Source organism: Micromonospora sp. CNZ309, from assembly GCF_002846525.1.
In genome coordinates this window covers 4,178,670-4,204,873 of record NZ_PJNG01000001.1, presented here as the reverse complement: position 1 = coordinate 4,204,873, position 26,204 = coordinate 4,178,670, and the positions used below count along the sequence as shown (strand labels likewise).

Here is a 26,204-nt window from a genome sequence, read left to right as displayed (position 1 = left end):
GTCGAAAGCCCATTAAGTGGCAATAGCGGGGGTTCGTGCCGCGCAGAAAGCCGTGAGGTCGCCGTGAACATCGAGAACCTGTTCGGTTACAACGTGATCCAGTACACGCTGGTGTCCCACGTGCTCACCCTGGGCTTCGCGGTGATGGCCGCCGGGCTGGTCTACTTCCTCGCGACCCGCGGCTCTGCCGCACCCCGTTACCAGCTCGCCTCGGTGCTCTCCGCCGTGGTGATGGTGTCGGCCTTCTTCGAGCTGTGGGTGCTCTCGGAACGCTGGCGCCAGGCGTTCACCTGGAACGGGACGGCCTACGTCCAGTCGGACGTGCTCTTCTCCAACGGCTACCGGTACATGAACTGGTCCATCGACGTCCCCGTCCTGCTGATCCAGTTGCTCATCGTGCTGGGGATCACCGGTCGGGCGTTCCACCTCAACTGGGCGATGTTCGTGGTCGGCGGCCTCGGGATGATCTACACCGGCTACGCCGGGCAGTTCTACGAGGTGGACCGCTCAGCCCCGTACTGGATCTGGGGCCTGGTCAGCACGGCGTTCTTCCTGCTCCTGCTCGTCCTGGTCGCCCGGGTCATCTTCGGCAGCCTGGCCCGGCTGCCGGAGTCCGCCCGGGGTCTCGCGCGCGCCGTCTGGTGGCTGGTGCTCGTCTCCTGGCTGCTCTACCCGGGTGCCTACCTGATGCCGGCGATGTGGGACTCCGCCGACGGGGTGGTGGCGAGGCAGATCACCTACACCGTGGCCGACATCACCTCCAAGGTGATCTACGGCGTGTTGCTCAGCGTCATCGCGCGCAAGGTCAGCGCCGCCGAGGGGTACGCCCCGGCGGTCGAGGACGACGTCGCCCGCCCACGCGGGGGGATCACCGCGGCGGCGCGGTGACGGACCGGCGGGGGTGGCGTGGGTGCCGTCGGTAGGATCTGCTGCCATGAGCACGCCTCGCCCCGTCCTCGTGGTGGACTTCGGAGCCCAGTACGCCCAGCTCATCGCGCGTCGGGTGCGTGAGGCCAACGTCTATTCCGAGATCGTGCCGCACTCGATGCCGGTCGCCGAGATGCTGGCGAAGGACCCGGCCGCGATCATCCTGTCCGGCGGCCCGTCGAGCGTCTACGCGCCGGGCGCCCCGCAGATCGACGCCGGCATGTTCGACGCCGGGGTGCCGGTCTTCGGCATCTGCTACGGCTTCCAGGCGATGGCCCAGGCACTCGGCGGCACGGTGGCCCGCACCGGCAACCGCGAGTACGGCGGCACCCCGCTGCGCCCCCGCCTGCTCGACCCGGGCGTGCTGCTCCGCGACCTGCCGGCCGACCTGCCGGTCTGGATGAGCCACGGCGACTGCGTGACCGAGGCCCCTGCGGGCTTCACGGTGACCGCCGAGTCGGCGGGCGCGCCGGTCGCCGCGTTCGAGGACGTGGCCGGCCGCCGCGCCGGCGTGCAGTTCCACCCGGAGGTCGGGCACACCGCGCACGGCCAGGAGATGCTGCGCCGCTTCCTGCACGACATCGCCGGGATCGCGCCGACCTGGACGCCCGAGAACATCATCGACGAGCAGGTCGCGCGCATCCGCGAGCAGGTCGGCGACAAGGAGGTCATCTGCGGCCTGAGCGGCGGGGTCGACTCGGCCGTCGCCGCCGCGCTGGTGCACCGGGCCGTCGGCGACCAGCTCACCTGCGTCTTCGTCGACCACGGCCTGCTGCGCGCCGGCGAGGCCGAGCAGGTGGAGAAGGACTACGTCGCCGCTACCGGCATCAAGCTCAAGGTGGTCGACGCGGCCGACCGGTTCCTCGGGGCCCTGGCCGGGGTCACCGACCCCGAGCAGAAGCGCAAGATCATCGGCCGCGAGTTCATCCGGGTCTTCGAGGCCGCCGCGCGGGAGGTCGCCGCCCACGGCGACGTCGAGTTCCTCGTGCAGGGCACCCTCTACCCGGACGTCGTCGAGTCCGGCGGCGGCACCGGCACCGCCAACATCAAGAGCCATCACAACGTCGGCGGCCTGCCGGAGGACCTGAAGTTCGCCCTGGTCGAGCCGCTGCGCACGCTGTTCAAGGACGAGGTCCGCGCGCTCGGCCTCCAGCTCGGCCTGCCCGAGGCGATGGTCTGGCGGCACCCGTTCCCGGGCCCCGGCCTGGCGATCCGGATCATCGGCGCGGTCGACCGGGAGCGGCTCGACCTGCTCCGCAGGGCCGACCTGATCGCCCGGGAGGAGTTGACCGCAGCCGGCCTGGACCGGGGCGTCTGGCAGTTCCCGGTCGTGCTCCTGGCCGACGTGCGCAGCGTCGGGGTGCAGGGCGACGGCCGCAGCTACGGGCACCCCGTGGTGCTGCGGCCGGTCTCCAGCGAGGACGCCATGACCGCGGACTGGTCCCGGCTGCCCTACGAGGTGGTCGCCCGGATCTCCACCCGGATCACCAACGAGGTCGCCGAGGTCAACCGCGTCGTGCTGGACGTGACGAGCAAGCCGCCGGGCACGATCGAGTGGGAGTGATCCCGCCTCACGCCGCCGGCGGGTAGGCCGGCGGTGCCGGCTGCGCGCCGTCGGCCGGCGACGCGGCCTGCGCCGGGTGCGGCCAGGCCGGCGCGCCTGCCGGCTCCTCGGGCATCAGGAACCACATGATCGGGTACGCGAGCAGCGCGAGCCCGCCGGTGAGCAGGCCGGCGACGGCGAAGACCACCCGGACGAGGGTGGGGTCGACGGCGAAGTACCGGCCGAGGCCGCTGGCCACGCCGGCAACCATCCGGTCCGTGACGGGCCGGCGGAGCTGCTTGTACGGGGGCTGGGGCGGGGTGGTGTAGGTCATGTCTCCACGGTCCGCGCCGGTCGTCGGGTCGGCCTCGGTGACCGCCCGGATCCTTACCCTGAGCCGGCCCTGAGGCGCGAGCATTCAGTCAGGAATCTGACTCTTTTCGATGGAGTCAACCTGGGCCGAGGAGAATTTGGCCCCGTGACCACCATGCTGGAGCCGCTCCGCAGGATCGCGGCATACGCAGTTTGTGCTGATTCAGTCGGCCGGGTGTTGCTGGTCCGCGCATCGGAGCGCTCCGGCACCCCCGGCACGTGGTCGCTGCCCGGCGGGGCGGTCGACCACGGTGAGGACCCCCACCACACCGTCGTCCGGGAGACCGCCGCCGAGACCGGCCTCTCCGTCACCGTCGCCGGCCTGCACGACGTGCTCGCCGACATGCGGGCGCTGCCGGAGCGAGGCATCACCATCCACACCGACCGCCTGATCTACCAGGTCTCGGTGCGGGGCGGGACGCTCGCCGACCGGGTCGACCGGCCCACCGACCTAGCCCGCTGGTTCACCCCGGCGGAGGCGCGCGAGCTGCCGCTGCGCTCGTTCACCGCTCGGGCGCTGGGTCTGCCCGCCTCGTCGGCCGACATCGTGCCGGACGAGGCGCCGGAGTTCCCCTCGTTCTACGCCGTGCCCGGCCCCGACGGGCTGCACCGCGCCCAGCGCTTCGCCGCGTACGCCGTGGTGACCGACCCGGACGGGCGGGTGCTGCTCACCCGCGTCTCCGACGGCTACCCGGGCGCGGGCTGCTGGCACCTGCCCGGCGGCGGCACCGACTACGGCGAGCAGCCCGGCGCCGCCCTGATCCGGGAGCTGGTCGAGGAGACCGGGCAGAACGGCCGCCTCGTCGAGCTGCTCGGCGTGGCCAGCCACCGCGACGCCGCCTCCCTCGGCCCGGAGGGCTACCCGATCGACTGGCACGGCGTACGCGCCTTCTACCGGGTCGTCGTCGACAAGCCCGCCCCGCCCACCGTCGCCGACGTCGGCGGTTCCACCTGTGAGGCCCGCTGGTTCGCCCGCGACGAGCTGGGGGCCCTGCCGACCGACCGGCTGACCGAGGTGACGGCGGAGGCCGTCCAGGCAGCCCGCCTGGCCTGACTCTCCCACCCCCTGCTTCCCGTTCGCCGATCATGAGGTTGACCGGGCGGCGCGCGAGCTGCGCTGCGGCTAGCCTCATGATCGACGGGGCAACCCGGGAACGGCCGGGCAGGCGGGGGAGTGCGAGCGGGTGGAGCAGCGGCGGCGGGTGCGACGAGCTGGGCTGGTTCACGACCGACGAGGCGGCGGCGGTGCCGCTGATGCCGTTCACCGCCGAGCTGCTCGACCTGCCCGTGTCGCCCCTGCCGTCTGATCTGCCCCGTTCGTCGGCGACCGAGCCCGCCGCCGCGCTCCCGCCCGACCGGAGGCAGCGCTTCGGGGCGTACGGCCTGGTCACGGACCCCGCCGGCCGGGTGCTGCTCACCATGATCGCCGACGGCTACCCGGGCGCGGGCCGGTGGCACCTGCCCGGCGGCGGGACCGACCACGGCGAGCAGCCGGTGTCCGCCCTGCTGCGCGAACTGGTCGAGGAGTCCGGCCAGCTCGGTCGGGTGGTCGAGCTGGTCGGCGTCGACAACCTGCACAATCCGGCCGCGCTGGGCCCGGAGGGGCGCCCGCTCGACTGGCACGGCGTCCGGGTGGTCTACCGGGTGGCGGTCGACGTGCCCACCGAGCCACGGGTGACCGAACTCGCCGGCGGCTCCACCGCCCGGGCGGCCTGGTTCACGCCCGGGCGGCTCGTCGGGCTGCCGCTGACCGAGATCGCCGTACTGGCGCTGGCCGGGGGCCCCGCCGTCGGCCGTCCGTAACCGGACATCGGCGTCCCTGACGCCCGCTCGCCGAGCCGGTGGAGACGGGGTCCGGTACATTCGATGTGGGGTTGGTGGAGGAAACGGGCGATGGAGCCCGAGATGGGAATAAGAGCGCGGTTCGAGCGGTTGGACCAGATATAAGTACCGCCGGCAGCTATCGCCAATCCCCGTTCCCCTATGCGATGGTGTACTCCGCAAAACGGCTGCCGGGCCAGAAAGGTCCGGCACGAGACAGCCGGACACCCGCCCTCGCGGCGGTAAGCCGATCCGGTGATGGAGGAAACGTGCCGAGAGCCCCATGGCGCCGGCGTCGTACCACTGACAGTCCGCGTCCCGCAGGGCGTCGTTGGGCGGGCCCGTTGCGCCGCAGCAGCACGCTCGCCCGGCAGGTGCTGCTGGTCCGGGTGGGGCGCCGCGACGGTGACCTGCACGGAGGCGGCGACCTGTCGATGCCCGAGCACCGCTACGCCGACCGGCCGCGCCGCCGCAACGGGCTGACCCGTGTCGAGCGCGCCGAGGTCGCCTCGATCGTCCCGGTCAGCCCCGCCCTCGGCCCCACGACACCGGTCGACGACGATGGCGCGATGTCGATCCCGCTGCTTCCGGGCGAGCGGACGGTCGCCCGCCGGATGAAGTTCGCGGTGGTCAACGCCTGCACCCTCAGCAGCCTGATGCTCGGCATGCTGGCCATCTTCCTGGCGATGCAGGGCGAGGTGCGCGTCGCCGCGCTCTTCCTGATCGCCTGCGTCATCTTCGACGGCCTCGACGGCGCGCTCGCCCGCAAGTTCGGTGTGGCCAGCCCGTTCGGCGCGCAGATGGACTCGCTGGCCGACATGTGCTCGTTCGGCCTCGCCGCCCCGGTGGTCGTCTACGCCTCGCTGGCCGGCTCGGTCTCGACACCGGCCGCCGCGGTGGCCTGCGCCCTCGTGGCGGCGTGCGCGGCGATCCGGCTCGCCCGGTTCAACGTCTCGCCGAAGGACGGCAGGTTCTTCTGCGGCGTGCCCACCACCATGGCGGCCGCCGTGCTCGCCCTGACCGTCGCCATCGGGCTGCCCGTGCCGGGCATCGTCCTGGTCGCCGGCGTGGCGCTGCTGGCCTTCGCCATGGTCTCCAGCTTCCCCTACGCGAAGCTCGCCCGGCTGGTGAAGCTGCCGCCGTGGCTGTGGCTGGCCCCGGTGATCGGCGCGCTGATCGACATCCGGCTCACCTTCGCCCTGATCGTGGTCGGTTACCTGGTCAGCGGCCCGGTGCTCTGGCTGCGTCAGCGTCGCACCGCCTGAGGCACGTACGCGAGAAGGGGCGCCGCGATCCGCGGCGCCCCTTCTTCGTGTCGTCCGTCCGGGCCGTCAGCGCCAACGGGCGATGACGCTCGAACCCCCGACGACCTTGTCCCCGGGGCCGACCAGCGGCTCCGCGGCGTCGGCCGGCAGGTAGACGTCGGTGCGCGAGCCGAACCGGATCAGGCCGAAGCGCTCGCCCCGGGCCAGCAGCGCGCCGATCGGCGCCCGCTGCACGATCCGCCGGGCGATGAGGCCGGTGCGCTGCGCCACGACCACCGTGCCGTGCGCGGTGTCCAGCACCGTGTACGCGGCCACGTTGTGCTCCGCCGCCGGCTTCATGGCGTTGGCGAAGCCACCGTCGGCGACGAAGTAGTCGACCACCTTGCCGGCCACCGGAGCACGGTTGACGTGCACGTCCAGCACCGACAGGAAGACCGCGATCCGCAGCCACTCGCCCTCGCCGAAGCGCTCGTCGTGCAGCCGCTGCACCGACAGCACCCGACCGTCGGCCGAGGCGACCACCGCCGACGCGTCCTCCGGCACGTCGCGCTCCGGGTCCCGGAAGAAGGCGGCCACCGGGGCGGCGGCCAGGGCCGGCAGCAGCCAGAGCTTCGACTTCGGCCGGGTGGCCCGGGCCACCGCGGCCAGGCCCAGCGCGATGCCGGCCGCGGCCACCCCGTTGGAGTCGATGTGCATGCCGCGGGTCAGCGGGACGCTGGACGGGCGGTACGCCGGGGCCAGCCCGACCGCCGACGCGGCGTCGGCCGGGGTGTAGCGGAGCCGGTACACCCGCAGCGGCGGCGTGTTGCGCAGCACCAGGTCGACGCCGACGCCGTACAGCGCACCCTGCCGGTCCAACTCGGCGGCCGCGCCCGCGGTGCGCCCCGGCGTGGCGGTCGTGGCCACGCTCAGCACCGCGCCGTCGGTGAGGTACTTCGTCAGGCCCTCGACGGTGGCGCGGGTCTCGTCGGGCGTGCCGGTGAGCGGCTCCGCGGCGACGACCACCGTGGCGGGCTCGGCCTCGGCGAGGGTGTCGACCACGCTGACCCGGTCGGCCACCCAGCGGCCCTGGGCGGTGACGTGCTCGCGCAGGGCCGCCGCGGAGCCCGACCCGGCGGGCACCAGGGTGAGGGTGTCGCCGGGCAGCAGCGCGTCGATCGCCGCGGCCAGCACCGCGGACTCGGGCGTCGCGCCGACCAGCAGCGCGGCCTTCGGGTCGTTGATCCGGGCGAGCTCGGAGACGAGGGTACGGGCGGCTCGCTCGCCGATGCGGACCGGACCGGAGCGGCCGGAGGTGCGCACGGCGGGGGACTGCGTCATGTCGGACGGACTCCTGACGGGGTAGAGACGGGAATCGCGGCGGGACCGCCACGGCGGCGCGGTCCGGCCGGCGCGGCGGCCAGGTCGGCGCGGGCCGGCCGGCGGAGGGCGAGTTCTCCACGGCCAGCATAGGCCGCCGCCGACAGCCTCCGCACCGCTGTGGTCAGCCGCGCGGGCGTTCCTCGTCGGCGGGCGGCCGGTCGGTGCGCCGCTGCGGCCCGCCCTCGTCGGCGGCGCGGTCCTCCACCGCCTCGGGCCGGACGTCGGTGACGGCCTCCGTCGGCCACTCGTCGGCCTCGCCCCCGGCCCGGAGCCCGCCTGCCGTCGGCCCGTCCGCCGTCTGCCCGGTGGCCGTCGGCTCCTGCGTCGTCGGTCCGGCGGTCGCCGGCTCCTGCGTCGTCGGTCCGCTCGACGGCCATCCGGCCGTCGTCGGTGCGCCGGTCGTCGGCGCGGAGACGTCCCACTCGGACCGCGTGCCCCAGTCGGTCGGTCCGCCCCAGTCGGAGCGCCGGCCGCCCCACGCCGTCGGCTCGTCGGCCGGCGCGGGCCGGTCGAGGTCCCAGCGGGTCGGGTCGACCTCGACGGGCTGGTCCGTCCCCACCGGGCCCGACGGCTCGGGCGGGGCCGAGGCGGAGCCGACCGGCTCCGAGGCCCCGGGGCCGTCGTCGGGGCCGTCGTCGGGGGCGGCGGCGTCGCGGGGCGGGGCCGTGTCGGCGGGCCGTCCGGAGCGCAGCGCGCCCACCAGGCCCAGCAGGCCGATCAGGATCAGCGCGCCGGCCAGGAACCACCCCACCGCCGGGAGGGCGAGCCCGAGCAGTTGCGCGAGCAGCCACCACGCGGCGAGGCCGAGGAAGATCAGCCCGAAGGCGAACGACACGATGTCGGTGCGGTGGGCCTTCACCGGGTCACCTCCAGGTTGCCGGCGTTGACGTGGATGTAGAGCCGCAGCGCGCCGCCGCCGGCCCCGTCCGGGCCGAGGTCGGTGGTCTCCCGCAGTTCGCCGGCGAGCCCGCCGGAGCGCTTGCCGAAGACGAGCGCGTCGCCGGCGTTGACGTCGGCCACGGTGGTGACGTCGACGTTGGGCGGCACGACCACCGTGCACTCGCCGAAGTTGACGGCGACGGTGATCTCGGTGTTCTTCTTGTCGAAGTCGACCGCGCGCAGGTCCAGCACGGTGTCACCGAAGCTGTTCTCGTACCGCAGGGCCAGGTCGCGGTGGTCGGTGGGCGCCCAGGTGACGTTGCCGTCGACGCCCCGGATCCGGTCGTAGGACTCGGCGACGGTGGCCACCCCGAGCGCGGCGGCGGCCACCACGCCGAGCGCGATCAGCCAGCGGGCCCGCCCGAACCAGGTGCCGACCAGCAGCCCGAACCCGATGGTGGCCAGCGTGGCGGCGAAGTACGCCGACGCCCCGACGTCGAAGACGTCCAGCAGGTCGACGACGGCGACCACGCCCAGGGCGAGGAAGATCAGCGAGAACGTCACCGCGCCGAGCGGGGAGCGCTCGCGGGGTCGCTTCGGCGGCTTCACCCGCGGCTTCGGCGGCGCCGGCGGCACGGGGGTCTGCGCGGCGTACGGGCCGTGCGGGGCGTACGGGCCGTGCGGGGCGAACGGGGGCCGGTAGCCCGGAGGCAGCGGCGGGGCGACCGGGTGAGCCGGTGCCCCCGACGTCACGGTGGGCCAGCCCGAGGTGGGCGGGGCCGGCGGCCAGCCGGCGGTCGGCGTACCCGTCGAGGGGCGGGCGGGCGCGGCCGGGGCGGCCGGCGGCCAGGCGGGCAGCTCGGCGGTCTGCTCGGCCGGCGGGGTGGGGACCGGGGCGCTCCAGGCGGCCTGGGTGGCGGTCGCCGGCGGGGCCGGGACCGGGCCCGCGCCGGGGGGCACGGTCACGGTCGGCGGGGCCGCGTACGCGACCGGGGCGGGATGGGCGACCGGCGGTACCGGCCCGGGCGGGGCGCCGGGCGGCACGGGACCGACCGGAGCCTGCTGGGCGCCCCTGTTGTCGCGGTTGAGCAGTAGCGCGCCGCCGACCAGGATGGTGGCGCCGAGCAGCACCGCCCGGAACGCGTCCGTGACGATGTAGCCGAAGCTGATCGCGACCAGGATGCTCAGCACGATCACGGTGACCGGGGACATGCTGGACCGGCCCCGGCCCAGCATGGACTCGACGGGGGAGGCGCTGTCGCCCTCGCCCGGGATGATCAGCCACGCGGTGACGTAGACCAGGATGCCGATGCCGCCGAAGAAGCCGAGCACCGCCAGCAGCACCCGCCAGAGGACGGGGTCCGTGTTCGTGGCCCGGCCGATCGCCGCGCAGACGCCGGCCAGGTAGCGGCCGTCGCGGGGGCGCACCAACCCGTACCGCGAGGTGAAGCCGGCGCCGCCGAACGACGGCTGCGGCCCGGGGCCGGGCCCGGGTGGTGGCGGCGCACCCGCGCCCCCGGCGGCGGCCGGCGCGGCCACGGGCGGCGGTGTCGCGGAGCCGCCGGGCGGTGTCGCGGCGGCCGGTGGCCCACCCGGCTGTGCCGCCCCGGGACCGGCGGACTGGGCAGCTTCCTCGCTCATGCCTCGATCCTGCTGCCCCGACCCGCCGGACGGCCTCAGGAGCCGACCCTGACCCCACCCTGAGATCCCGGCCGCCCGAATGTCGGGGGCGTCCCCGTGGTCGGGCGACGGCGCGCCGTGTGACGATCGACCCGGCGCCGGCGACGGACCGTCGCCCGCCGCGTGCCCGTCGTGACCAGGGAGTCTCCGATCAGTGCCGTGACCCAGCCACCGCGCCTCTACCGCGCCCCCGAGCACCGGATGGCCGCGGGGGTGGCCGCCGGCATCGCCGACCACCTCGGCATCTCGGTGCTGCGGGTACGCGTCGCCTTCATGGTGCTGCTCGGGCTGAGCGGCCTCGGCCTGCTGCTCTACGCGGCCTTCTGGGCGGTCGTGCCGCTGCGCCCGGGCGACACCGCCGTACCGCCCCGCAGGGACGTCGCCCAACTGCTGCCGTTCGTGGTCATCGGCCTCGGCGTGCTGCTGGTGCAGGTGATGGTCTTCGACTCGATCGGTGCGGCGGGCACCGCCGGCTGGCTGGTTGCGATCATCGCGGTCGGCGCCGGCGTGATCTGGCACCAGTCGGCCCCGGAGCGGCTGCGGCAGTGGGGCGACTCCATGCCGGTGCCCTGGCTGGGCGCGGTCGTGGAGGAGAGCGACCGGCGGGCCTTCGTGCTCCGGTTCATCGGCGGCGGGGTGCTGGTCGCGGTCGGCATCATCGGCGTCGCCGCGGTCTACTCCCCGGCGCAGAACTTCGACGCCGTGCTCAACGGCGTGATCTTCGCCCTGGTGGGGCTCGCCGGGGTCGGCGTGGTGGCCGCGCCGGTGCTGTGGCGGACGTACAACCAGCTCCGCTCGGAGCGCGAGGGGCGCATCCGCGAGCAGGAGCGGGCCGAGCTGGCCGCCATGGTGCACGACCAGGTGCTGCACACCCTGGCCCTGATCCAGCGCAACGCGAGCGACGTGAAGACCGTCCAGCGGCTCGCCCGGGGGCAGGAACGCTCGCTGCGCAACTGGCTCTACAAACCCACCGGCTCGCCCACCGAGCGGTTCGCCGCCGCCCTGGAGCAGGCCGCCGCCGAGGTCGAGGACACGTTCGCGATCACCGTGGAGGCGGTGGTGGTCGGCGACCGGGAGACCGACGAACGGGTCGGCGCCCTGGTGGCGGCGGCGCGCGAGGCGCTGGTGAACGCCGCCCGGCACGCGGGGGTGCAGACCGTCTCGCTCTATGCCGAGGTCGAGCCCGAACAGGTCAGCGTCTTCGTCCGGGACCGGGGGAAGGGCTTCGACCCGGATACGGTGGAGGATCACCGGCACGGGGTCCGGGGTTCGATCATCGGGCGGATGAAGCGGCACGGCGGCCGGGCGGAGATCCGCTCCGGGCCGGGGGAAGGGACCGAGGTCCGGTTGATCCTGCCGATCAGCCGGGACTCGGCAACGGCGGAAAGGGACAAGGGATGACCGAGCAGTCGATGGAACCGGTCGAGGGGGCGGCTGCCCGTACCGAGCGGCTGCGGGTCTTCCTCGTCGACGACCACGCCATGTTCCGGGCGGGGGTCCGCGCCGAGCTGGGCGCGCACGTCGAGGTGGTGGGCGAGGCGAGCACCGTCGGCGAGGCGGTCACCCGCATCGCCGTCACGCTGCCCGACGTGGTGCTGCTCGACGTGCACATGCCCGACGGCGGCGGCCGCGCGGTGCTGGAGGCGATGCGGCGTACCCACCCGCAGGTCAAGTTCCTGGCGCTGAGCGTCTCGGACGCGGCGGAGGACGTGATCGGGCTGATCCGGGCCGGCGCGCGGGGCTACGTCACCAAGACGATCTCCCCGGAGGAGCTGGCCGCCGCGGTCCGGCGGGTGGCCGACGGCGACGCGGTGTTCAGCCCCCGGTTGGCGGGGTTCGTGCTCGACGCGTTCGCGGCCCGTCCGGACGCCCCGGTGGCCGACCCGGAGCTGGACCAGCTGACCAACCGCGAGCGCGAGGTGCTGCGGCTGCTCGCCCGGGGGTACGCGTACAAGGAGATCGCCAAGGAGCTCTACATCTCCATCAAGACCGTGGAGACGCACGTGTCGAACGTGCTGCGCAAGCTCCAGATGTCCAACAGGTACGAGTTGTCCCGCTGGGCGGCCGACCGCCGGCTCGTGTGATCCATTTCTTTTCCCCGTCATTTGGGACGGAAGCGACGAATGTGGCCCACAGGGGCTGACAAACGATCAACTGCCGTCACATAATGCCCCGTCGCGTTCTCGCGTGCGGGTGGTGCGCATCCCGCGGGAACGGCGGCTTCACGCAACCCGCCGTACGCGGGTCACCCCTGGGGAGAGGTGCACGAATCTGATGTTCGGACAACGAGGACGGCGCTGGGCGCGGATCGCCCTGGCGACCGTCGCCGGTGGCGCGCTGGCACTCGGCGCGGTGGCGCCGGCCGCCGCCGCCGACAAGATCGGCGTGGCCAAGTCGGTCAAGGGCAGCAACGTCACGCTCATGCTCAACGGGCAGCCGAAGAGCACCGGTGCGCTGGCGCTCAAGATCGATGGCAAGCTCGTCCCCGCCTTCTGCATCGACTACCACACCAACGTGGCGATCGACGGCAAGTACAAGGAGGGCACCTGGGACGAGTCCCAGGTGAAGAACCTCGGCAAGGTGCAGTGGGTGCTCACCCACGGCTACCCGAACGCCGACGTCGCCAAGCTGCTGGCCGCCGCCGGCGCCACCGCCCCGGCGCAGGCCGACGCCGACAAGCTGCTCTACTTCGGCACCCAGACCGCCATCTGGAACTTCAGCGACGGCGTCAAGCTGGGTGACTGGGTCGACAACTCGAAGCTGCTCGGCAAGAAGCAGTACGACGTGGTCAAGAAGGTCCACGACTACCTGGTCGCCAATGCCACCGACCAGCCCGAGCCGAAGGCCGAGCTGAGCGTCGACCCGGTCAGCGCCAAGGCCACCGTCGGCGAGAAGGCCGGTCCCTTCACCGTCAAGGGCCCGGCGGGCGAGATCACCGTCGCGGTCGACGGCGGCTCGGCGGTCGACGCCGAGGGCAAGCCGGTAACCACGACCACCAACGGCGGGCAGTTCTGGCTGGTCGCCGACGGCGCCGGCGAGGTGAAGGTGACCGTTTCCGCCCAGGACTCGGTCTCCTTCGGCCGGGTGTTCCTCTTCACCGGCCAGCGTGCCGCGCAGAAGCTGATCCTCGGTGGCAGCACCGGCGCCACCGTGACCGCCAAGGCCGAGGCCGCGTTCGCCGCCGCCCCGACCGAGTCGCCGTCGCCGAGCGCGCCGGCGGAGTCGCCGTCGCCCAGCGCCCCGGCGGAGTCGCCGTCGCCGAGCGCCCCGGTCGACAGCCCGGCCCCGTCGACCTCGCCCGCGAGCAGCGGCGGTGACCTGCCGCTGACCGGCTCCCCGATCGCCGCCTCGATCGCCGCCGGTGTGGCGCTGCTGGCCGCCGGCGCGGTCGCCGTGCTGCTGTTCCGCCGTCGCAAGCTGCGCTTCACGGCCTGATCGACGCCCGCTCCACGGCCCCGGCCCCGGCACCGCCCGCGCGGTGTCGGGGCCGTCCGCTGTCCGGCCTGCCCGGCGTGTCGGATCACCCGGACCACCCGTGGCTCCAGCCCCGCCGAAGGCGACCGCACCACCCTGGTCGACGCCGCCATCGGCCGACTCCTGCGCGGCGACCGCGCCACGGCCCCCGGCCAGCAGTCGCGGACCGGCCCGCCGCCCCTGCTCCTGTCGTCGCAGCCGCCGCCCCCTCGGCACGCGGGGTGTCGCGTCGCAACCGTCGCGTCACCCTGGGTGACGAGTGGGTGCGTGGCGTCTCTGACCTCGTCCACCCGGGTGGCGGTGATGCCCGCACAGCCGGGGTCGGCATCCTCCGGATGGGCAAAAACGGCCAACGCCCGGACGGCGTCCGTGAGCGCCGGAGCAGGCGCGGGGAAGGTCACAGCCGCAGCGCCCACACCCAGGGCGGCACCCCCGCCGAACCATGTCTTTCCTGCTCAGAGCGGTACGACCGGCGTAGATCATGATCTTTTTTCAAGTATCGGCAACGTGGCGACCAACTAACGGCTTGATAACGGCACCTTCACGGAACGGGCCGGTGGGTGTCACAGTGGCAGCACCTCACCCCTCATGTGAGGCACTCCGTACGGCCTGACGACCATGGGACCCGCCTGTTGACGGTGCTCCGTGGTGGTCTCGTGTGCGCGGTGCCGAGCGTCAAGGGCGGGGCGGCCCGGCGGATTCGTACAACATCTTGTCCCGAATTCTCTGCGGTGAAACCGGCTCCCGCGGTGCGGGCGCCGGACGTGTCACCCCCAACGTGCGTGATACCCACGACGGAACCAGGTTCAGAAAGAGGAGGCCCCTCGGAATGAGAGTCTCGAAGCGGGCAAGCAGCGCGGTCGCGCTGGGCGCGGCGTTCGCGCTCGTCGCGTCCGGTTGCTCGAGCAGTGACGGCGACGGCGGCGACGCCGGCGCGAGCTCGGACGGCGCGATCACCATCGACGGCACGCAGCCGGAGGTCGGCCTGGTCCCGTCGAACACCACCGAGACCGGTGGTGGGGCGATCATCGACTGGATCTGGACCGGTCTGGTCGAGTACCCGAACGACGGCAGCGCCCCGCGCAACGCGGTCGCCGAGTCGATCGAGACGACCGACTCCAAGGTCTACACGATCAAGATCAAGAAGGACACGAAGTTCCACGACGGCACCGTCGTCAAGGCCAAGAACTTCGTGGACGCCTGGAACTGGGGCGCCTACTCGCCGAACGGCGCGCAGAACGGCAGCTTCTTCGGCGACATCCAGGGCTTCGCGGACGTCCACACCGAGGACCCGGACGGCGCCGACGGCCCGCAGAAGGCCCCGGAGCCGAAGGCCAAGGAGATGTCCGGCCTGAAGGTCGTCGACGACTTCACCTTCGAGGTCACCCTCGCGGCGCCGACCGCCGTGTTCCCGACCAAGCTCGGCTACAGCACCTTCATGCCGCTGCCGGACGCGTTCTTCACCCAGGGCGCCGAGGCGTTCGGCAAGAAGCCGATCGGCAACGGCCCGATCAAGTTCGTGTCGTGGGAAGACGACGTCCAGATCAAGCTGACGCGCTTCGATGACTACTCCTTGAACGACAAGATGAAGATCAAGGACGTCAACATCAAGCTCTACCAGGACGACACGGCGGCGTACAACGACCTGCTCGCCGGCAACCTGGACTTCCAGCAGCAGGTTCCGGTCTCCGCGATCGCGGGCGACAAGTGGAAGACCGACCTGGCTGACCGGGCCATCGCCTCCACCACGCCGTCGACCGGCATCATCGCCTTCCCGATCTACGACAAGCGCTTCCAGAACCCGAAGCTGCGTCGGGCGATCTCGATGGCGATCAACCGCCAGGAGATCAGCGACAAGATCTTCTTCGGTTCGCGTAAGCCGGCCGACAGCTGGGCCAACCCGCTGACCCCGGGCGCCAAGGCGGGCAACTGCACCGCGTGCCAGTTCAACGTCGAGGAGGCCAAGAAGCTCCTCGCCGAGGCCGGCGGCTTCTCCGGCGAGCTGGTCATGTTCTACAACGCCGACGCCAGCCACAAGGAGTGGATGGAGGCCGTCGCGCAGCAGGTCAAGACGAACCTCGGCATCAACGCCCGCGCCGAGGGTGTGCCGACCTTCGCGGTGTTCCGCCAGAACATCAACGCCGGCAAGATGACCGGCATGTACCGCGCCGGCTGGCAGCAGGACTACCCGGACGTGGAGAACTGGGTCGGCCCGCTCTACGTGACCGGCGGTTCCTCGAACGACGGCAAGTACAGCAACCCGCAGGTCGACGCGCTGGCCAAGGAAGCCGCCTCCGCGCCGAGCCTGGAGGCCTCGCACGCCAAGTACGCCGAGGCGGTCGCCCTGATCGACCAGGACGTCCCCTCGATCCCGGTCTACTTCGGTGGTCAGCAGTCCGGCCACTCGGAGAAGATCAAGAAGCTCGAGCTCTCCAACGTCGGTGAACTCGACCTCACCTCGGTCGAGCTCTGATCCGAACGGTCTGACCCCGGGTCGGGCTCACCTACCGGTGAGCCCGACCCGGGCCGTTCCGTGAGGAAGTGTCACCACACGTCCTCGCCACGTCTGTCATCCCCGTGTCGGCCGTCCGACGCGCGCCCCCTGTCTGGAGGACCACCCCATGGGCCGTTATCTGTTGAGACGGCTACTCCAACTCGTTCCGGTCTTCATCGGGACGACGTTCCTGATCTACTGGCTCGTGTGGTCGGTGCCCGGCGACCCCTTCGCGGGCAAGTGCGGCGAGCGACGCTGCCCCGACAGCTTCGTCAACATGATGACCGAGAAGTTCAAGCTCGACGAGCCGCTGGTCGTGCAGTACGGCAACTACATGAAGAACCTGTTCCAGGGCGACTTCGGGCAGACGTTCAACAACCGGGAAATCGGCGACATCATCGCCACGGCGTACCCGAACACCCTGAAGCTGGCGCTGGTCGCGCTGGCCATCGAGGCGGTCATCGGACTCACCGCGGGCGTGCTGACCGGTCTGCGCCGCAACGGCTTCCTGGACAACCTGGTCCTGGTCTCCAGCCTCTTCCTGATCGCCCTGCCGATCTTCGTCATCGGCTTCGTGGCCCAGTGGCTGCTCGGCGTGCAGTGGGGCATCGTCAAGCCGACGGTCTCCAGCGAGATGCGGCTCACCGAGCTGATCGTGCCCGGCTTCGTCCTGGGCAGCGCCTCGATGGCGTACATCGCCCGGTTGGCCCGCACGAGCATCGCGGAGAACCGCCGCGCCGACTACGTGCGCACCGCGATCGCCAAGGGCCTGCCGATGCGCCGGGTGGTCGGAATCCACCTGCTGCGCAACTCGCTCATCCCCGTGGTGACCCTGCTCGGCACCGACCTCGGCGCCCTGATGGGCGGCGCGATCGTCACCGAGGGCATCTTCCAGATCAACGGGATCGGCCGGCAGGTCTACCGCGCGATCATCACCAAGGAGAGCGCTACCGTTGTCTCCATCGTGGTGGTCCTGGTGCTCGTCTACCTGCTGATGAACCTGCTGGTCGACCTGCTCTACGCCGCCCTGGACCCGAGGATCCGCTATGAGTGAGCGCAGCGAACGAACCAGCATTGCCGCGTCCGCGGGCATGAACGACCCGAGTGCCGCCTCGATCGTCACCGCGCCGCCCGCGCTGGCGCCTGACGAGGTCGGCGCGCCGACCAACGCCGGCCTGCCGGAGAACGCCCGCACGGAGAAGCCGCGCGGCCTGCTCGGCGACGCCTGGCGCGACCTGCGCCGCAAGCCGCTGTTCTGGATCTCCGCGGCGTTCATCCTCCTCTTCCTGCTGATGACCACTTTCCCCTCGCTGTTCACCTCCGGTGACCCGGAGAACGGCGACCTGCAGAACAGCCTCGTCGGCCCGTCGTCGGAGGCCTGGTTCGGCTACGACTTCCAGGGCCGTGACGTCTTCGCCCGGGTGATCTACGGCGCCCGCGCGTCCATCGTGGTCTCGCTGCTCTCCGTGCTCGGCGTGCTCCTCTTCGGTGGCGCGATGGGGATCGTCGCGGGCTACCGGGGCGGCTGGGTGGACGCGTTGCTCTCCCGGATCGCCGACGTCTTCTTCGGCCTGCCCTTCGTGCTCGGTGCCATTGTGATCCTGACCACCTTCAACGGGTCGGGCACGAGCAACAGCAAGGCCGAGATCATGGCTCTGGTGAGCATGTCCCTGATCGTGCTGGGCTGGCCGGTCGTGATGCGACTGATGCGTTCCTCGGTGCTGGCCACCAAGGAGGCCGACTACATCGTCGCCGCCCGCGCGCTGGGCGCCGGCACCGGCCGCATCATCCTCAAGCACCTGCTGCCGAACTGCCTCGCGCCGCTGCTGGTCTACGGGACGATCCTGGTCGGCTCGTACATCGGGGCCGAGGCGACGCTGTCCTTCCTCGGTGTCGGCCTGAAGAGCCCGGTGGTCTCCTGGGGCATCATGATCAACGAGGCGCAGAACCTCCTCCGGGTCGCGCCCTACCTGCTCTTCTTCCCCGCCGGGTTCCTCGTCGCCGCCGTCCTGAGCTTCGTGATGCTCGGTGAGACGGTCCGCGAGGCCCTCGATCCGAAACTCCGCTAGGGGAGATTCAGTTGTCCGACATTCTGGTGTCCGAGCAGTCCGCGGCCGGTGCGTCCGGCCGCCCCTCGGGCAGGTTGCTCGAGGTCGACGACCTCCGCGTGGAGTTCCGCACCCGGGACGGCGTCGCCAAGGTCATCAACGGGGTCACGTACCACGTCGACGCGGGGGAGACCCTCGCCGTGCTCGGCGAATCCGGCTCCGGTAAGAGCGTCACCGCGCAGACCATCATGGGCATCCTCGACACGCCGCCCGGCTACGTCACCGGCGGCCAGGTCCGCTTCCACGGCAAGGACATGCTCGCCATGTCCTTCGAGGAGCGGCGCCGCATCCGCGGCGAGGGCATCGCGATGATCTTCCAGGACGCGCTCTCGGCGCTGAACCCGGTCTTCACCGTCGGGTTCCAGATCGCCGAGCAGTTCCGGGTGCGGCGCGGCATGAGCCGGGCCGACGCGAAGAAGCGCGCGATCGAGATGCTCGACCAGGTCAAGATCCCGAACGCCAAGGGGCGGTTCAGCAGCTACCCCCACCAGTTCTCGGGCGGTATGCGGCAGCGCGCGATGATCGCGATGTCGCTCGCCCTGGACCCGGAGGTGCTGATCGCGGACGAGCCGACCACCGCGCTCGACGTGACGGTGCAGGCGCAGATCATGGACCTGCTCGCGGAGCTCCAGCGTGAGCGGCAGATGGGCCTGATCCTGATCACCCACGACCTCGGCGTGGTCGCCGACGTCGCGGACCGGATCGCGGTGATGTACGCGGGCCGGATCGTCGAGGAAGCCGACGTCTACGACCTGTACGCCAAGCCGGCGCACCCGTACACGATCGGCCTGATCAACTCGATCCCGCGGCTCGACGAGAAGGGGCAGCAGCTCCGGACGATCAAGGGTCTCCCGCCGAACCTGATGAACATCCCGCCGGGCTGCCCGTTCAACCCGCGCTGCCCCATGGCGCAGCCGGTCTGCCGGGAGAAGGTCCCGCCGCTGCTGCAGGTCGGCTCCGGCCGGGCCAGCGCCTGCCACTTCGCCGAGGAGCTGGTGAACCGTGACTGAGAACATCCTCGAGGTCCGTGACCTGGTCAAGCACTATCCCGTGACCCGGGGCGTGGTGTTCAAGAAGACCATCGGTCACGTCAAGGCGGTCGACGGGGTCTCCTTCGAGCTCAAGGCCGGCGAGACCCTGGGTGTGGTCGGCGAGTCGGGCTGCGGCAAGTCGACGCTGGCCCGGGTCCTGATGAACCTGGAGAAGCCGACGGGTGGCAGCGTCCACTACAAGGGCCAGGACATCTCGAAGCTGTCCGGCCCGGCACTGCGCCGGCTGCGCCGGCAGATCCAGCTGGTGATGCAGGACCCGTACACCTCGCTGAACCCGCGGATGACGGTCGGCGACCTGATCGGTGAGCCGTTCGAGATCCACCCGGAGGTTGCGCCGAAGGCCAGCCGCCGGGACAAGGTCAAGGAACTGCTCGACCTGGTGGGTCTGAACCCGGAGCACATCAACCGGTACCCGCACCAGTTCTCCGGCGGTCAGCGCCAGCGCATCGGCATCGCCCGCGCCCTCGCCCTGCGGCCCGAGATCATCATCTGCGACGAGCCGGTGTCCGCGCTGGACGTGTCGATCCAGGCCCAGGTGATGAACCTGCTGGAGAAGCTCCAGGGCGAGTTCGGCCTGTCGTACGTGTTCATCGCGCACGACCTGTCGGTGGTCCGGCACCTGTCGGACCGGGTGGCGGTCATGTACCTCGGCAAGATCGCCGAGATCGGCACCGAGGACGAGATCTACGAGCGGCCGACCCACCCGTACACGCAGGCGCTGCTCTCGGCCGTGCCAGTGCCGGACCCGACCGTTCGGGACAACAAGGCGATCATCCGGCTCACCGGGGACGTGCCCTCGCCGGTGAGCCCGCCGTCGGGCTGCCGGTTCCGGACCCGCTGCTGGAAGGCGCAGGACATCTGCGCCGAGCAGGTCCCGCTGCTGGAGATCCGCCCAGGCTCGGACCACCCGAGCGCCTGCCACTTCGCGGAGAAGCGCGAGATCGTGCAGACGCACGAGGTGTGAGCCCCACGGAACCGCCCGCCGACGTCACCGCGACGACGGCGGGCGGTTCCGTCGTCTCCGGGGACGGGCGACCCGCCCGGACCCCCACGGGGGCGCGGGGCGGGCCGCTGCCGGCGTACGCCTCACAGAGGGCCGCGGCCGGCGCGGAGCAGCAGCAACGCGAGCTGCGTGCCGTCGGCGCCGAGGGCGCCCCGGAAGCGCTCCAGGATCTCCCGCTCCCGGGACAGCACCAGCCGGGTGCCGCCGGAGGCCATCCGCGTCACCCCGACCTCCTGGGAGAGCCGGGCCCGCTCCTGCCAGAGCTCGATCAACGCCCGGTCGATCTCGTCGATCCGCTCCCGGATCTCGACGATCCGGGCGGCCGCGGCCGGCTCCGGGGTGCCGGTGCCCGCCTCCGGCCTGGCGTCGTCGGCGCCGTTCGGGCCGTCGACCGGGGACCCGGAGGCACCCGGGCCGGGCCGGCCCGCCTCGGGTCGCGTCAGGCTGCCGTTGGACTCCACCACGTCTGTCATCATCGGGTACCCCTCGCCGTCAGGTGCCCGGTGCCCGGATCCCGGGACGGAGAAAGCCCCGGGCTTCCAGGAGCCCGGGGCTTTCTCGTAGGTCTTGTCGATCAGGCGCGACCTACGGCTGCCGGACTCCCGGTGCCGTAGTAAAAGTAGAAGCGCTGACCGAACACGTCGTCGAGTATGCCGACCCCGGCCCGGCCGGCGCAAGGATTCGGCGCAACCCGTGCCCGGACGGGCGGCCCCGGCGCCGTCGTGACGCCGGGACCGCCCGCGCCTCAGCCGAGGCGGGTGATCCGGTCGGCCGGCCCGGGGGCGACCGGGGCGCCGGCGCCCAGGTAGGCGATCAGGGCGTCGACGTCGAAGCCGGGGGCGGTGGTCCGCGCCGTGCCGGCCTGCAACTCGGTGAACCCGTCCCCGCCGTTGGCCAGGAAGTCGTTCGTGGTTACCCGGTAGCTGGCGGCGGGGTCGACCGGCGCGCCGTCGAACGCCAGGGCGCTGACCCGCGAGCCCGCCGGGGCGGTGCTGTCGTACGAGTAGGTCAGCCCGGCCGAGACCTGGAGGATGCGCTGGGTGGTCTGCCCCTTGAAGCCCACGAACTGCTGCTCCAGCACGTTGCGCAGTTGCGCGCCGGTGAGGGTCTGGGTGACCACCAGGTTGTTGAACGGCTGGACGGTGAACGCCTCGCCGTAGGTGACCTCACCCGGCGCCTCGCCCCCGGCCGAGGCCGCGTACGGCAGGGACGCCCGGATGCCGCCCGGGTTCATCAGCGCGATCTGCGCCCCGTTCGAGCGGGTGTACGCGAGCTGGGCGTCGGCGATGACGTCACCGAGCGGGCTCTCCCCGCTGGGGCGGGCGTCGCGGACGATGTCGGCCGAGATCCGGCCCACCACGCGGTTGGCGATGGGCGCGACGGCCGCCCGGTACTTGTCGGCCAGGGCCTTGGCGTCCGGGTCCACCAGGTCGGGGTTGCGCACGTACGTGCCCGGGGCGCTCTGCTGCCAGGTGCCGTCCGGGTTGCGGACGCCGTTCTCGACGACCACGTTGCGGGCGGTGATCCCGGTGAACCGGCCCGTGCGCCGGTCCAGCGAGTAGTCGACGTCGGTGATCAGCTGACCGTTGTTGCCGGCGCTGGTGACCACGCTCGGGGCGCCCGAGGAGTTCGGCAGCGAGCAGGAGTAGAAGCGGTGGGTGTGGCCGGAGACGACCAGCCCGAACTCCGGCCGCAGGCCGCGGACGATGTCCACGATCGGGCCGGAGAAGTTGGCGCAGTCCGAGACGCCCGGGGTGGCCGGCGGCGGCGACTGGGCGCCGCCCTCGTGCACCAGCAGCACCATCGCCTTGACGCCGAAGAGCTTGAGCAGGCCGCCCCACTTGTTGGCGGTCGCCACCTCGTCGGTGAAGCGTACGGAGGCGATGCCGGCCGGGTTGACGATGCCCGGGGTGCCCTCCAGGGTCACGCCGACGAAGCCGACCGGCACGCCACCGACGAACCGCACGTCCACCGGGGGCAGGATCGGCAGGCCGGTCTTCCTGCTCACGGTGTTGGCGGCCAGGTACGTGAACTTCGCGCCCGCGAAACCGTCGCCGTCCTGGCAGCCGTCGACCGGGTGACAGCCGCCCTTGTCGATCCGGATCAGCTCGTCGACGCCCTCGTCGAACTCGTGGTTGCCGACGCTGCTGACGTCCAGGCCGATCTCGTCCATCAGCTCGATGGTCGGCTCGTCGTGGAAGGCGGCGCTAACGAGCGGGGTGGCGCCGATCAGGTCGCCGGCCCCGACGGTGGTGGTGCTCCGCCCCTCGGCCTTGGCCTCGGCGCGCAGCTTCTTCAGCCAGGTGGCGAGGTACTCCACACCTCCGGCGGGGGTGCCGTTGACCGCCGCGCCGCTGCCGCCGGGCGGGTCGATGGCGCCGTGGAAGTCGTTGTAGCTCAGGAAGTTGCCCTTGACCTCGCCGCCGCTCGGGGCGGCGTAGGAGACCGAGACGGGGGTGAGGCCGGCCGTCTGGTCGCCGGCGGGACCCGGCGCGGGCCGGGAAGCGGGGGACAGCGTGGCGACGACGGCCAACGCGAGGGTGGGCGCGGCGAGGTGGCGCAGCGCCGCCCGACCGCGCGAACGCGGCTGAGTCATGGTCGTTCTCCCAGTCGTGTACGGGGGAGGAGCCGGATTTTCACCGTCATCGTTCTGCACGGGGGACGGCGGCACCAGACACGACAGGGTGACATCTTCGTCTCGACCGGATGAGTCGGGGACGATTCCCTGCACCACGCGCCCGCGGCGGGCAGCCGGCGGCGACGCGGACCGGGCGGATCGACCGGCCCGGGGAACGGCTCGGGCGAGCCGGGGTACGCGCGGCGGGGAACTGTCCGCCCGGCGGCATAGACTCGCCGTGCGATGCATCCTCTCTTCGACATCCCCACGTCCCCGCCCGCGCCGACGCCTGCCCCGACCTCGCCGCACCGGCCCCGGTCGTCGGCCGTCCACCTCGACCCGCAGGCCCTGGTCGAGGGCCTGAACGGCCCGCAGCGCGACGCCGTCACGCATGCCGGCTCGCCGCTGCTGATCGTGGCAGGTGCGGGCTCGGGCAAGACCCGGGTGCTCACCCACCGGATCGCCTACCTGCTGGCCGCCCGGGACGTGCACCCCGGCGAGATCATCGCGATCACCTTCACCAACAAGGCCGCCGGCGAGATGAAGGAGCGCGTCGCCCACCTGGTGGGTCCCCGCGCCCGCCTGATGTGGGTGTCGACGTTCCATTCGGCGTGCGTACGCATCCTGCGCGCCGAGCACGAGCACGCCGGGCTGAAGTCGACCTTCTCGATCTACGACGCGGACGACTCCCGCCGACTGATGCAGATGGTCGCCAGGGAGCTCGACCTCGACCCGAAGCGCTACCCGGCGCGCGGGCTGGCCGCCCAGGTCTCCAACCTGAAGAACGAGCTGGTCGACCCCGAGGAGTTCGCGGGCCGCGCCAAGGGGCCCAACGAGCGGGCGCTGGCGGAGGCCTACACGCTCTACCAGCGGCGGCTGCGCGAGGCGCACGCGCTGGACTTCGACGACCTGATCATGACGACGGTGCACCTGCTCCAGTCCCACCCGCACGTCGCGGAGAGCTACCGCCGGCGGTTCCGGCACGTCCTGGTCGACGAATACCAGGACACCAACCACGCCCAGTACGTGCTGATCAAGGAGCTGGTCGCCGGCACGGAGGGGATCGAGCCGGCGGAACTCTGCGTGGTCGGTGACGCCGACCAGTCGATCTACGCGTTCCGGGGCGCCACGATCCGCAACATCCTGGAGTTCGAGCGCGACTTCGGCGACGCCCGGACGATCCTGCTGGAGCAGAACTACCGCTCCACCCAGACCATCCTCAACGCGGCCAACGCGGTGATCGACCGCAACACGTCGCGCAAGCCGAAGCGGCTGTGGAGCGAGGCGGGCGCCGGCGAGCCGATCGTCGGCTACGTGGCCGACACCGAGCACGCCGAGGCCGACTGGGTGGCGCGCGAGATCGACCGGCTGGTCGACGCCGACGAGACCCGCCCCGGCGACGTGGCCGTCTTCTACCGCACCAACGCCCAGTCCCGGGTCTTCGAGGAGGTGTTCATCCGCGTCGGCCTGCCCTACAAGGTGGTCGGCGGGGTGCGCTTCTACGAGCGCAAGGAGGTCCGCGACGCGCTGGCCTACCTGCGCGCGGTGGTCAACGACGACGACACGGTCAGCCTGCGCCGGATCCTCAACACGCCGCGCCGCGGCATCGGCGACCGGGCCGAGGCGTGCGTGGAGGCGCTGTCCAGCCGCGACCGGGTCTCCTTCGGGGCGGCGCTGCGGCGGGCCAAGGACGCCCCGGGCATCTCCACGCGGGCGGCCAACGGCATCGCCGACTTCGTGGCGCTGCTCGACGGCGCCCGCGAGCTGGCCGAGACGGGCACCCCGGAGGAGGTGCTGGAGGCGCTGCTGACCCGCTCGGGCTACCTCACCGAGCTGGAGGAGAGCCTCGACCCGCAGGACGCGGGGCGGGTCGACAACCTCCAGGAGCTGGTCAGCGTCGCCCGGGAGTACACCGAGCGGATCGAGGCCCTCGGCGAGGAGGGGGAGCGGGCCACCCTGGCCGGCTTCCTGGAGCAGGTCGCGCTGGTCGCCGACGCCGACCAGGTGCCGACGGACGACCCCGACCACCAGGGCGTGGTCACGCTGATGACGCTGCACACCGCCAAGGGGCTGGAGTTCCCGGTGGTCTTCCTGACGGGCCTGGAGGACGGCGTCTTCCCGCACCTGCGCTCGCTGGGCGACAGCCGGGAGTTGGAGGAGGAGCGCCGGCTGGCGTACGTCGGCATCACCCGGGCCCGGCAGCGTCTCTACCTCTCCCGGGCGGTCACCCGTTCGGCGTGGGGGCAGCCGGCCTACAACCCGCCGTCGCGCTTCCTGGAGGAGCTGCCGCCGGAGCTGGTGCGCTGGGAGCGCACCGAGGGGTCGTACACCTCGTGGGCCGGCGGGGGCGGCGGCGTGGGTGGCCGCGCGGACCGGGTGCCCGGCGGCCGCGTGGGCTTCAACGGCGGCACGCCCAAGGCCGCGCAGCTGGCGAAGCGGCTGGGGGTCGACGCCAGCCGCCTCACCACGGCGAGCGAGCTGCCGCAGGGGCCGAAGGTCTCCGTCGGCGACCGGGTCAACCACCAGCGCTACGGCCTGGGCCGGGTGCTCGCCGTCGAGGGGCACGGCCCGGGCGCACGGGCGCAGATCGACTTCGGCGACCAGACGATGTGGCTGGTGCTCCGGCACGCCCCGATCGACAAGCTCTGAGACCGGCCCGGCCCGGCCCGGCAGCGCGCCGGACCGGGCCGTTTCCGGTGGTTGCGGGTCAGCAGGCCACGTCGATGCCCCGGGCGCGCAGGAACGGCGCGGGGTCGATCTGGTTCCACATCTGGCCCTGGTGCACCTCGAAGTGCAGGTGCGGGCCGGTGGAGTCGCCGGTGGACCCCTCCAGGCCGATGGTCTGCCCGGCGGCGACCTTCTCGCCCACGCCCACCTTGGCGGTGCTCAGGTGCGCGTAGTGGGTCAGGTAGCCGTTGCCGTGGTCGACGAAGACGGAGATGCCGTACCCGTCGCCGACGTCGCCGGCCTTGGTGACGGTGCCGCCGAAGGCCGCGCGGACCGGGGTGCCGGCGGGCAACGCGAAGTCGATGCCGGCGTGCTGCGTGCCCCAGCGCGGGCCGTAGCAGGAGGTGATCGCCGCGCCCTTCATCGGGATCACCCAACTGGGCTTCGGCTTGGTGGTCGCCTTGGGCTTGGGCTTGGCGGTGGTGGCCTTGGGGCGGGGCTTCGCCGAAGGGATGGCCTTCGTGGCGCTGGGCGTCGGGCTCGCCGAGGGGGTGGCCGGGGCGGTGGTCTCCCGGGCGGAGCGGTCGGCGCGGTCGGCGGCCTGCGCGCGTGCCTGCGGCTCCGCGGCGGCGGCCGGCACGGGGGGCTCGTCGTTCCCGGTGGCCGCGAAGGCGGCTCCGCCGAGACCGAGGCCGGCCAGGGCGGCCGCTGCGATGATCACGCGGGTACGGCTGCCGATCCGCCGCCGGTGCCGGACGGGGGCGTCGGGGGTGTTCTCGTTCCGAATGTCTTCCTGCACGGCGGACCTTCACTGATCGAGGGGGCACTTGACCTCGAAATACTGGTGTCGCCACGCCGCGTGACGGGTAGGGATACGGAGTCGGGGCGGACCACGGCGGCCGTCGCCGTCCGTTGCGTGCCTGTTAGGGGGTATTCGCGG

Annotated in this window: 20 protein-coding genes and 1 pseudogene; 14 read left to right on the top strand and 7 right to left on the bottom strand. The window is 72.3% G+C overall.

The genetic code is table 11. The annotated features are described in order from the left end of the window. Positions 1 to 63: 63 nt before the first annotated feature. Both CLT72_RS17400 and guaA read left to right on the top strand, forming a co-directional pair. Positions 64 to 888, top strand: a complete 825-nt coding sequence (locus CLT72_RS17400) for a bacteriorhodopsin (RefSeq protein ID WP_101412738.1) — start codon at positions 64 to 66, stop codon at positions 886 to 888. A 46-nt stretch (positions 889 to 934) separates the two neighbouring features. Further along, complete coding sequence (gene guaA / locus CLT72_RS17395) at positions 935 to 2,491, top strand: glutamine-hydrolyzing GMP synthase (protein ID WP_101412737.1); 1,557 nt, start codon at positions 935 to 937, stop codon at positions 2,489 to 2,491. Between the two features lie 7 nt (positions 2,492 to 2,498). Here guaA and CLT72_RS17390 read toward each other — a convergent pair whose 3' ends face one another. Next, positions 2,499 to 2,804 (bottom strand): PspC domain-containing protein, encoded by a 306-nt coding sequence (locus CLT72_RS17390; RefSeq protein WP_101412736.1) that lies wholly within the window; start codon positions 2,802 to 2,804, stop codon positions 2,499 to 2,501. A 144-nt stretch (positions 2,805 to 2,948) separates the two neighbouring features. Here CLT72_RS17390 and CLT72_RS17385 point away from each other — a divergent pair, with 144 nt between their 5' ends. From CLT72_RS17385 to CLT72_RS17375, 3 genes are all read left to right on the top strand, one after another. After that, positions 2,949 to 3,896, top strand: a complete 948-nt coding sequence (locus tag CLT72_RS17385; protein WP_088998440.1) for an NUDIX hydrolase — start codon at positions 2,949 to 2,951, stop codon at positions 3,894 to 3,896. After that, on the top strand, positions 3,806 to 4,645 hold the full coding sequence (locus CLT72_RS17380; RefSeq protein WP_486484383.1) for an NUDIX hydrolase: 840 nt from the start codon (positions 3,806 to 3,808) through the stop codon (positions 4,643 to 4,645). The genes CLT72_RS17385 and CLT72_RS17380 overlap by 91 nt, the downstream gene beginning before the upstream one ends. Positions 4,646 to 5,007: 362 nt before the next feature. Next, positions 5,008 to 5,928 carry a CDP-alcohol phosphatidyltransferase family protein gene (locus tag CLT72_RS17375; protein ID WP_101412734.1) on the top strand — a complete coding sequence of 307 codons (921 nt, stop codon included), beginning with the start codon at positions 5,008 to 5,010 and terminating at the stop codon, positions 5,926 to 5,928. A 66-nt stretch (positions 5,929 to 5,994) separates the two neighbouring features. On the opposite strand, the gene CLT72_RS17370 is transcribed toward CLT72_RS17375, so the two are convergent. The 3 genes and pseudogenes from CLT72_RS17370 to CLT72_RS17360 form a co-directional block, all read right to left on the bottom strand. After that, positions 5,995 to 7,248: a phosphatidylserine decarboxylase gene (locus CLT72_RS17370; RefSeq protein ID WP_101412733.1), complete on the bottom strand. Its 1,254-nt coding sequence runs from the start codon at positions 7,246 to 7,248 to the stop codon at positions 5,995 to 5,997. 717 nt (positions 7,249 to 7,965) lie between these two features. Continuing rightward, positions 7,966 to 8,149 (bottom strand): annotated as a pseudogene (locus CLT72_RS17365) (hypothetical protein); the annotation flags it as partial. After that, positions 8,146 to 9,810, bottom strand: coding sequence for a PspC domain-containing protein (locus CLT72_RS17360; protein WP_101412732.1), 1,665 nt, complete (start codon positions 9,808 to 9,810; stop codon positions 8,146 to 8,148). The pseudogene CLT72_RS17365 and the gene CLT72_RS17360, both read right to left, overlap by 4 nt. Before the next feature lie 171 nt (positions 9,811 to 9,981). Here CLT72_RS17360 and CLT72_RS17355 point away from each other — a divergent pair, with 171 nt between their 5' ends. From CLT72_RS17355 to CLT72_RS17320, 8 genes are all read left to right on the top strand, one after another. After that, positions 9,982 to 11,250 carry a PspC domain-containing protein gene (locus CLT72_RS17355; RefSeq protein ID WP_101415236.1) on the top strand — a complete coding sequence of 423 codons (1,269 nt, stop codon included), beginning with the start codon at positions 9,982 to 9,984 and terminating at the stop codon, positions 11,248 to 11,250. Beyond that, on the top strand, positions 11,247 to 11,933 hold the full coding sequence (locus CLT72_RS17350) for a response regulator (protein ID WP_088998445.1): 687 nt from the start codon (positions 11,247 to 11,249) through the stop codon (positions 11,931 to 11,933). The genes CLT72_RS17355 and CLT72_RS17350 overlap by 4 nt, the downstream gene beginning before the upstream one ends. Positions 11,934 to 12,123: 190 nt before the next feature. Continuing rightward, on the top strand, positions 12,124 to 13,284 hold the full coding sequence (locus CLT72_RS17345; RefSeq protein ID WP_199184591.1) for a Cys-Gln thioester bond-forming surface protein: 1,161 nt from the start codon (positions 12,124 to 12,126) through the stop codon (positions 13,282 to 13,284). An 868-nt stretch (positions 13,285 to 14,152) separates the two neighbouring features. After that, positions 14,153 to 15,796 carry a peptide ABC transporter substrate-binding protein gene (locus tag CLT72_RS17340; RefSeq protein WP_101412731.1) on the top strand — a complete coding sequence of 548 codons (1,644 nt, stop codon included), beginning with the start codon at positions 14,153 to 14,155 and terminating at the stop codon, positions 15,794 to 15,796. A gap of 148 nt (positions 15,797 to 15,944) precedes the next feature. Beyond that, positions 15,945 to 16,871: an ABC transporter permease gene (locus CLT72_RS17335; protein ID WP_101412730.1), complete on the top strand. Its 927-nt coding sequence runs from the start codon at positions 15,945 to 15,947 to the stop codon at positions 16,869 to 16,871. Between the two features lie 37 nt (positions 16,872 to 16,908). Next, on the top strand, positions 16,909 to 17,886 hold the full coding sequence (locus CLT72_RS17330) for an ABC transporter permease (protein ID WP_101412729.1): 978 nt from the start codon (positions 16,909 to 16,911) through the stop codon (positions 17,884 to 17,886). Between the two features lie 26 nt (positions 17,887 to 17,912). After that, positions 17,913 to 18,935, top strand: a complete 1,023-nt coding sequence (locus CLT72_RS17325) for an ABC transporter ATP-binding protein (RefSeq protein WP_101412728.1) — start codon at positions 17,913 to 17,915, stop codon at positions 18,933 to 18,935. After that, positions 18,928 to 19,941 carry an ABC transporter ATP-binding protein gene (locus CLT72_RS17320; protein ID WP_101412727.1) on the top strand — a complete coding sequence of 338 codons (1,014 nt, stop codon included), beginning with the start codon at positions 18,928 to 18,930 and terminating at the stop codon, positions 19,939 to 19,941. Before CLT72_RS17325 ends, CLT72_RS17320 begins: the two co-directional genes overlap by 8 nt. A 122-nt stretch (positions 19,942 to 20,063) precedes the next feature. On the opposite strand, the gene CLT72_RS17315 is transcribed toward CLT72_RS17320, so the two are convergent. Further along, positions 20,064 to 20,456 carry a chorismate mutase gene (locus CLT72_RS17315; protein ID WP_101412726.1) on the bottom strand — a complete coding sequence of 131 codons (393 nt, stop codon included), beginning with the start codon at positions 20,454 to 20,456 and terminating at the stop codon, positions 20,064 to 20,066. A gap of 269 nt (positions 20,457 to 20,725) precedes the next feature. Then, entirely contained in the window at positions 20,726 to 22,576 is a 1,851-nt protein-coding gene (locus CLT72_RS17310; protein ID WP_101412725.1) for a bifunctional metallophosphatase/5'-nucleotidase, read from the bottom strand. 264 nt (positions 22,577 to 22,840) lie between these two features. Here CLT72_RS17310 and pcrA point away from each other — a divergent pair, with 264 nt between their 5' ends. Then, a complete protein-coding gene (pcrA, locus tag CLT72_RS17305; protein WP_101412724.1) occupies positions 22,841 to 25,246 on the top strand; it encodes a DNA helicase PcrA in 2,406 nt (801 codons plus the stop codon). Positions 25,247 to 25,304: 58 nt separating this feature from the next. Here pcrA and CLT72_RS17300 read toward each other — a convergent pair whose 3' ends face one another. Continuing rightward, a complete protein-coding gene (locus CLT72_RS17300; RefSeq protein ID WP_101412723.1) occupies positions 25,305 to 26,063 on the bottom strand; it encodes a M23 family metallopeptidase in 759 nt (252 codons plus the stop codon). Between the last annotated feature and the right edge of the window lie 141 nt (positions 26,064 to 26,204).

Bases quoted from the DNA above. Each gene is read 5' to 3' on its own strand.
- CLT72_RS17330 (WP_101412729.1), top strand. From the start codon at position 16,909: ATGAACGACCCGAGTGCCGCCTCGATCGTCACCGCGCCGCCCGCGCTG.
- CLT72_RS17310 (WP_101412725.1), bottom strand. From the start codon at position 22,576: ATGACTCAGCCGCGTTCGCGCGGTCGGGCGGCGCTGCGCCACCTCGCC.
- CLT72_RS17370 (WP_101412733.1), bottom strand. From the start codon at position 7,248: ATGACGCAGTCCCCCGCCGTGCGCACCTCCGGCCGCTCCGGTCCGGTC.
- CLT72_RS17390 (WP_101412736.1), bottom strand. From the start codon at position 2,804: ATGACCTACACCACCCCGCCCCAGCCCCCGTACAAGCAGCTCCGCCGG.
- guaA (WP_101412737.1), top strand. From the start codon at position 935: ATGAGCACGCCTCGCCCCGTCCTCGTGGTGGACTTCGGAGCCCAGTAC.
- CLT72_RS17350 (WP_088998445.1), top strand. From the start codon at position 11,247: ATGACCGAGCAGTCGATGGAACCGGTCGAGGGGGCGGCTGCCCGTACC.
- CLT72_RS17335 (WP_101412730.1), top strand. From the start codon at position 15,945: ATGGGCCGTTATCTGTTGAGACGGCTACTCCAACTCGTTCCGGTCTTC.
- CLT72_RS17360 (WP_101412732.1), bottom strand. From the start codon at position 9,810: ATGAGCGAGGAAGCTGCCCAGTCCGCCGGTCCCGGGGCGGCACAGCCG.
- CLT72_RS17345 (WP_199184591.1), top strand. From the start codon at position 12,124: ATGTTCGGACAACGAGGACGGCGCTGGGCGCGGATCGCCCTGGCGACC.
- pcrA (WP_101412724.1), top strand. From the start codon at position 22,841: ATGCATCCTCTCTTCGACATCCCCACGTCCCCGCCCGCGCCGACGCCT.
- CLT72_RS17340 (WP_101412731.1), top strand. From the start codon at position 14,153: ATGAGAGTCTCGAAGCGGGCAAGCAGCGCGGTCGCGCTGGGCGCGGCG.
- CLT72_RS17315 (WP_101412726.1), bottom strand. From the start codon at position 20,456: ATGATGACAGACGTGGTGGAGTCCAACGGCAGCCTGACGCGACCCGAG.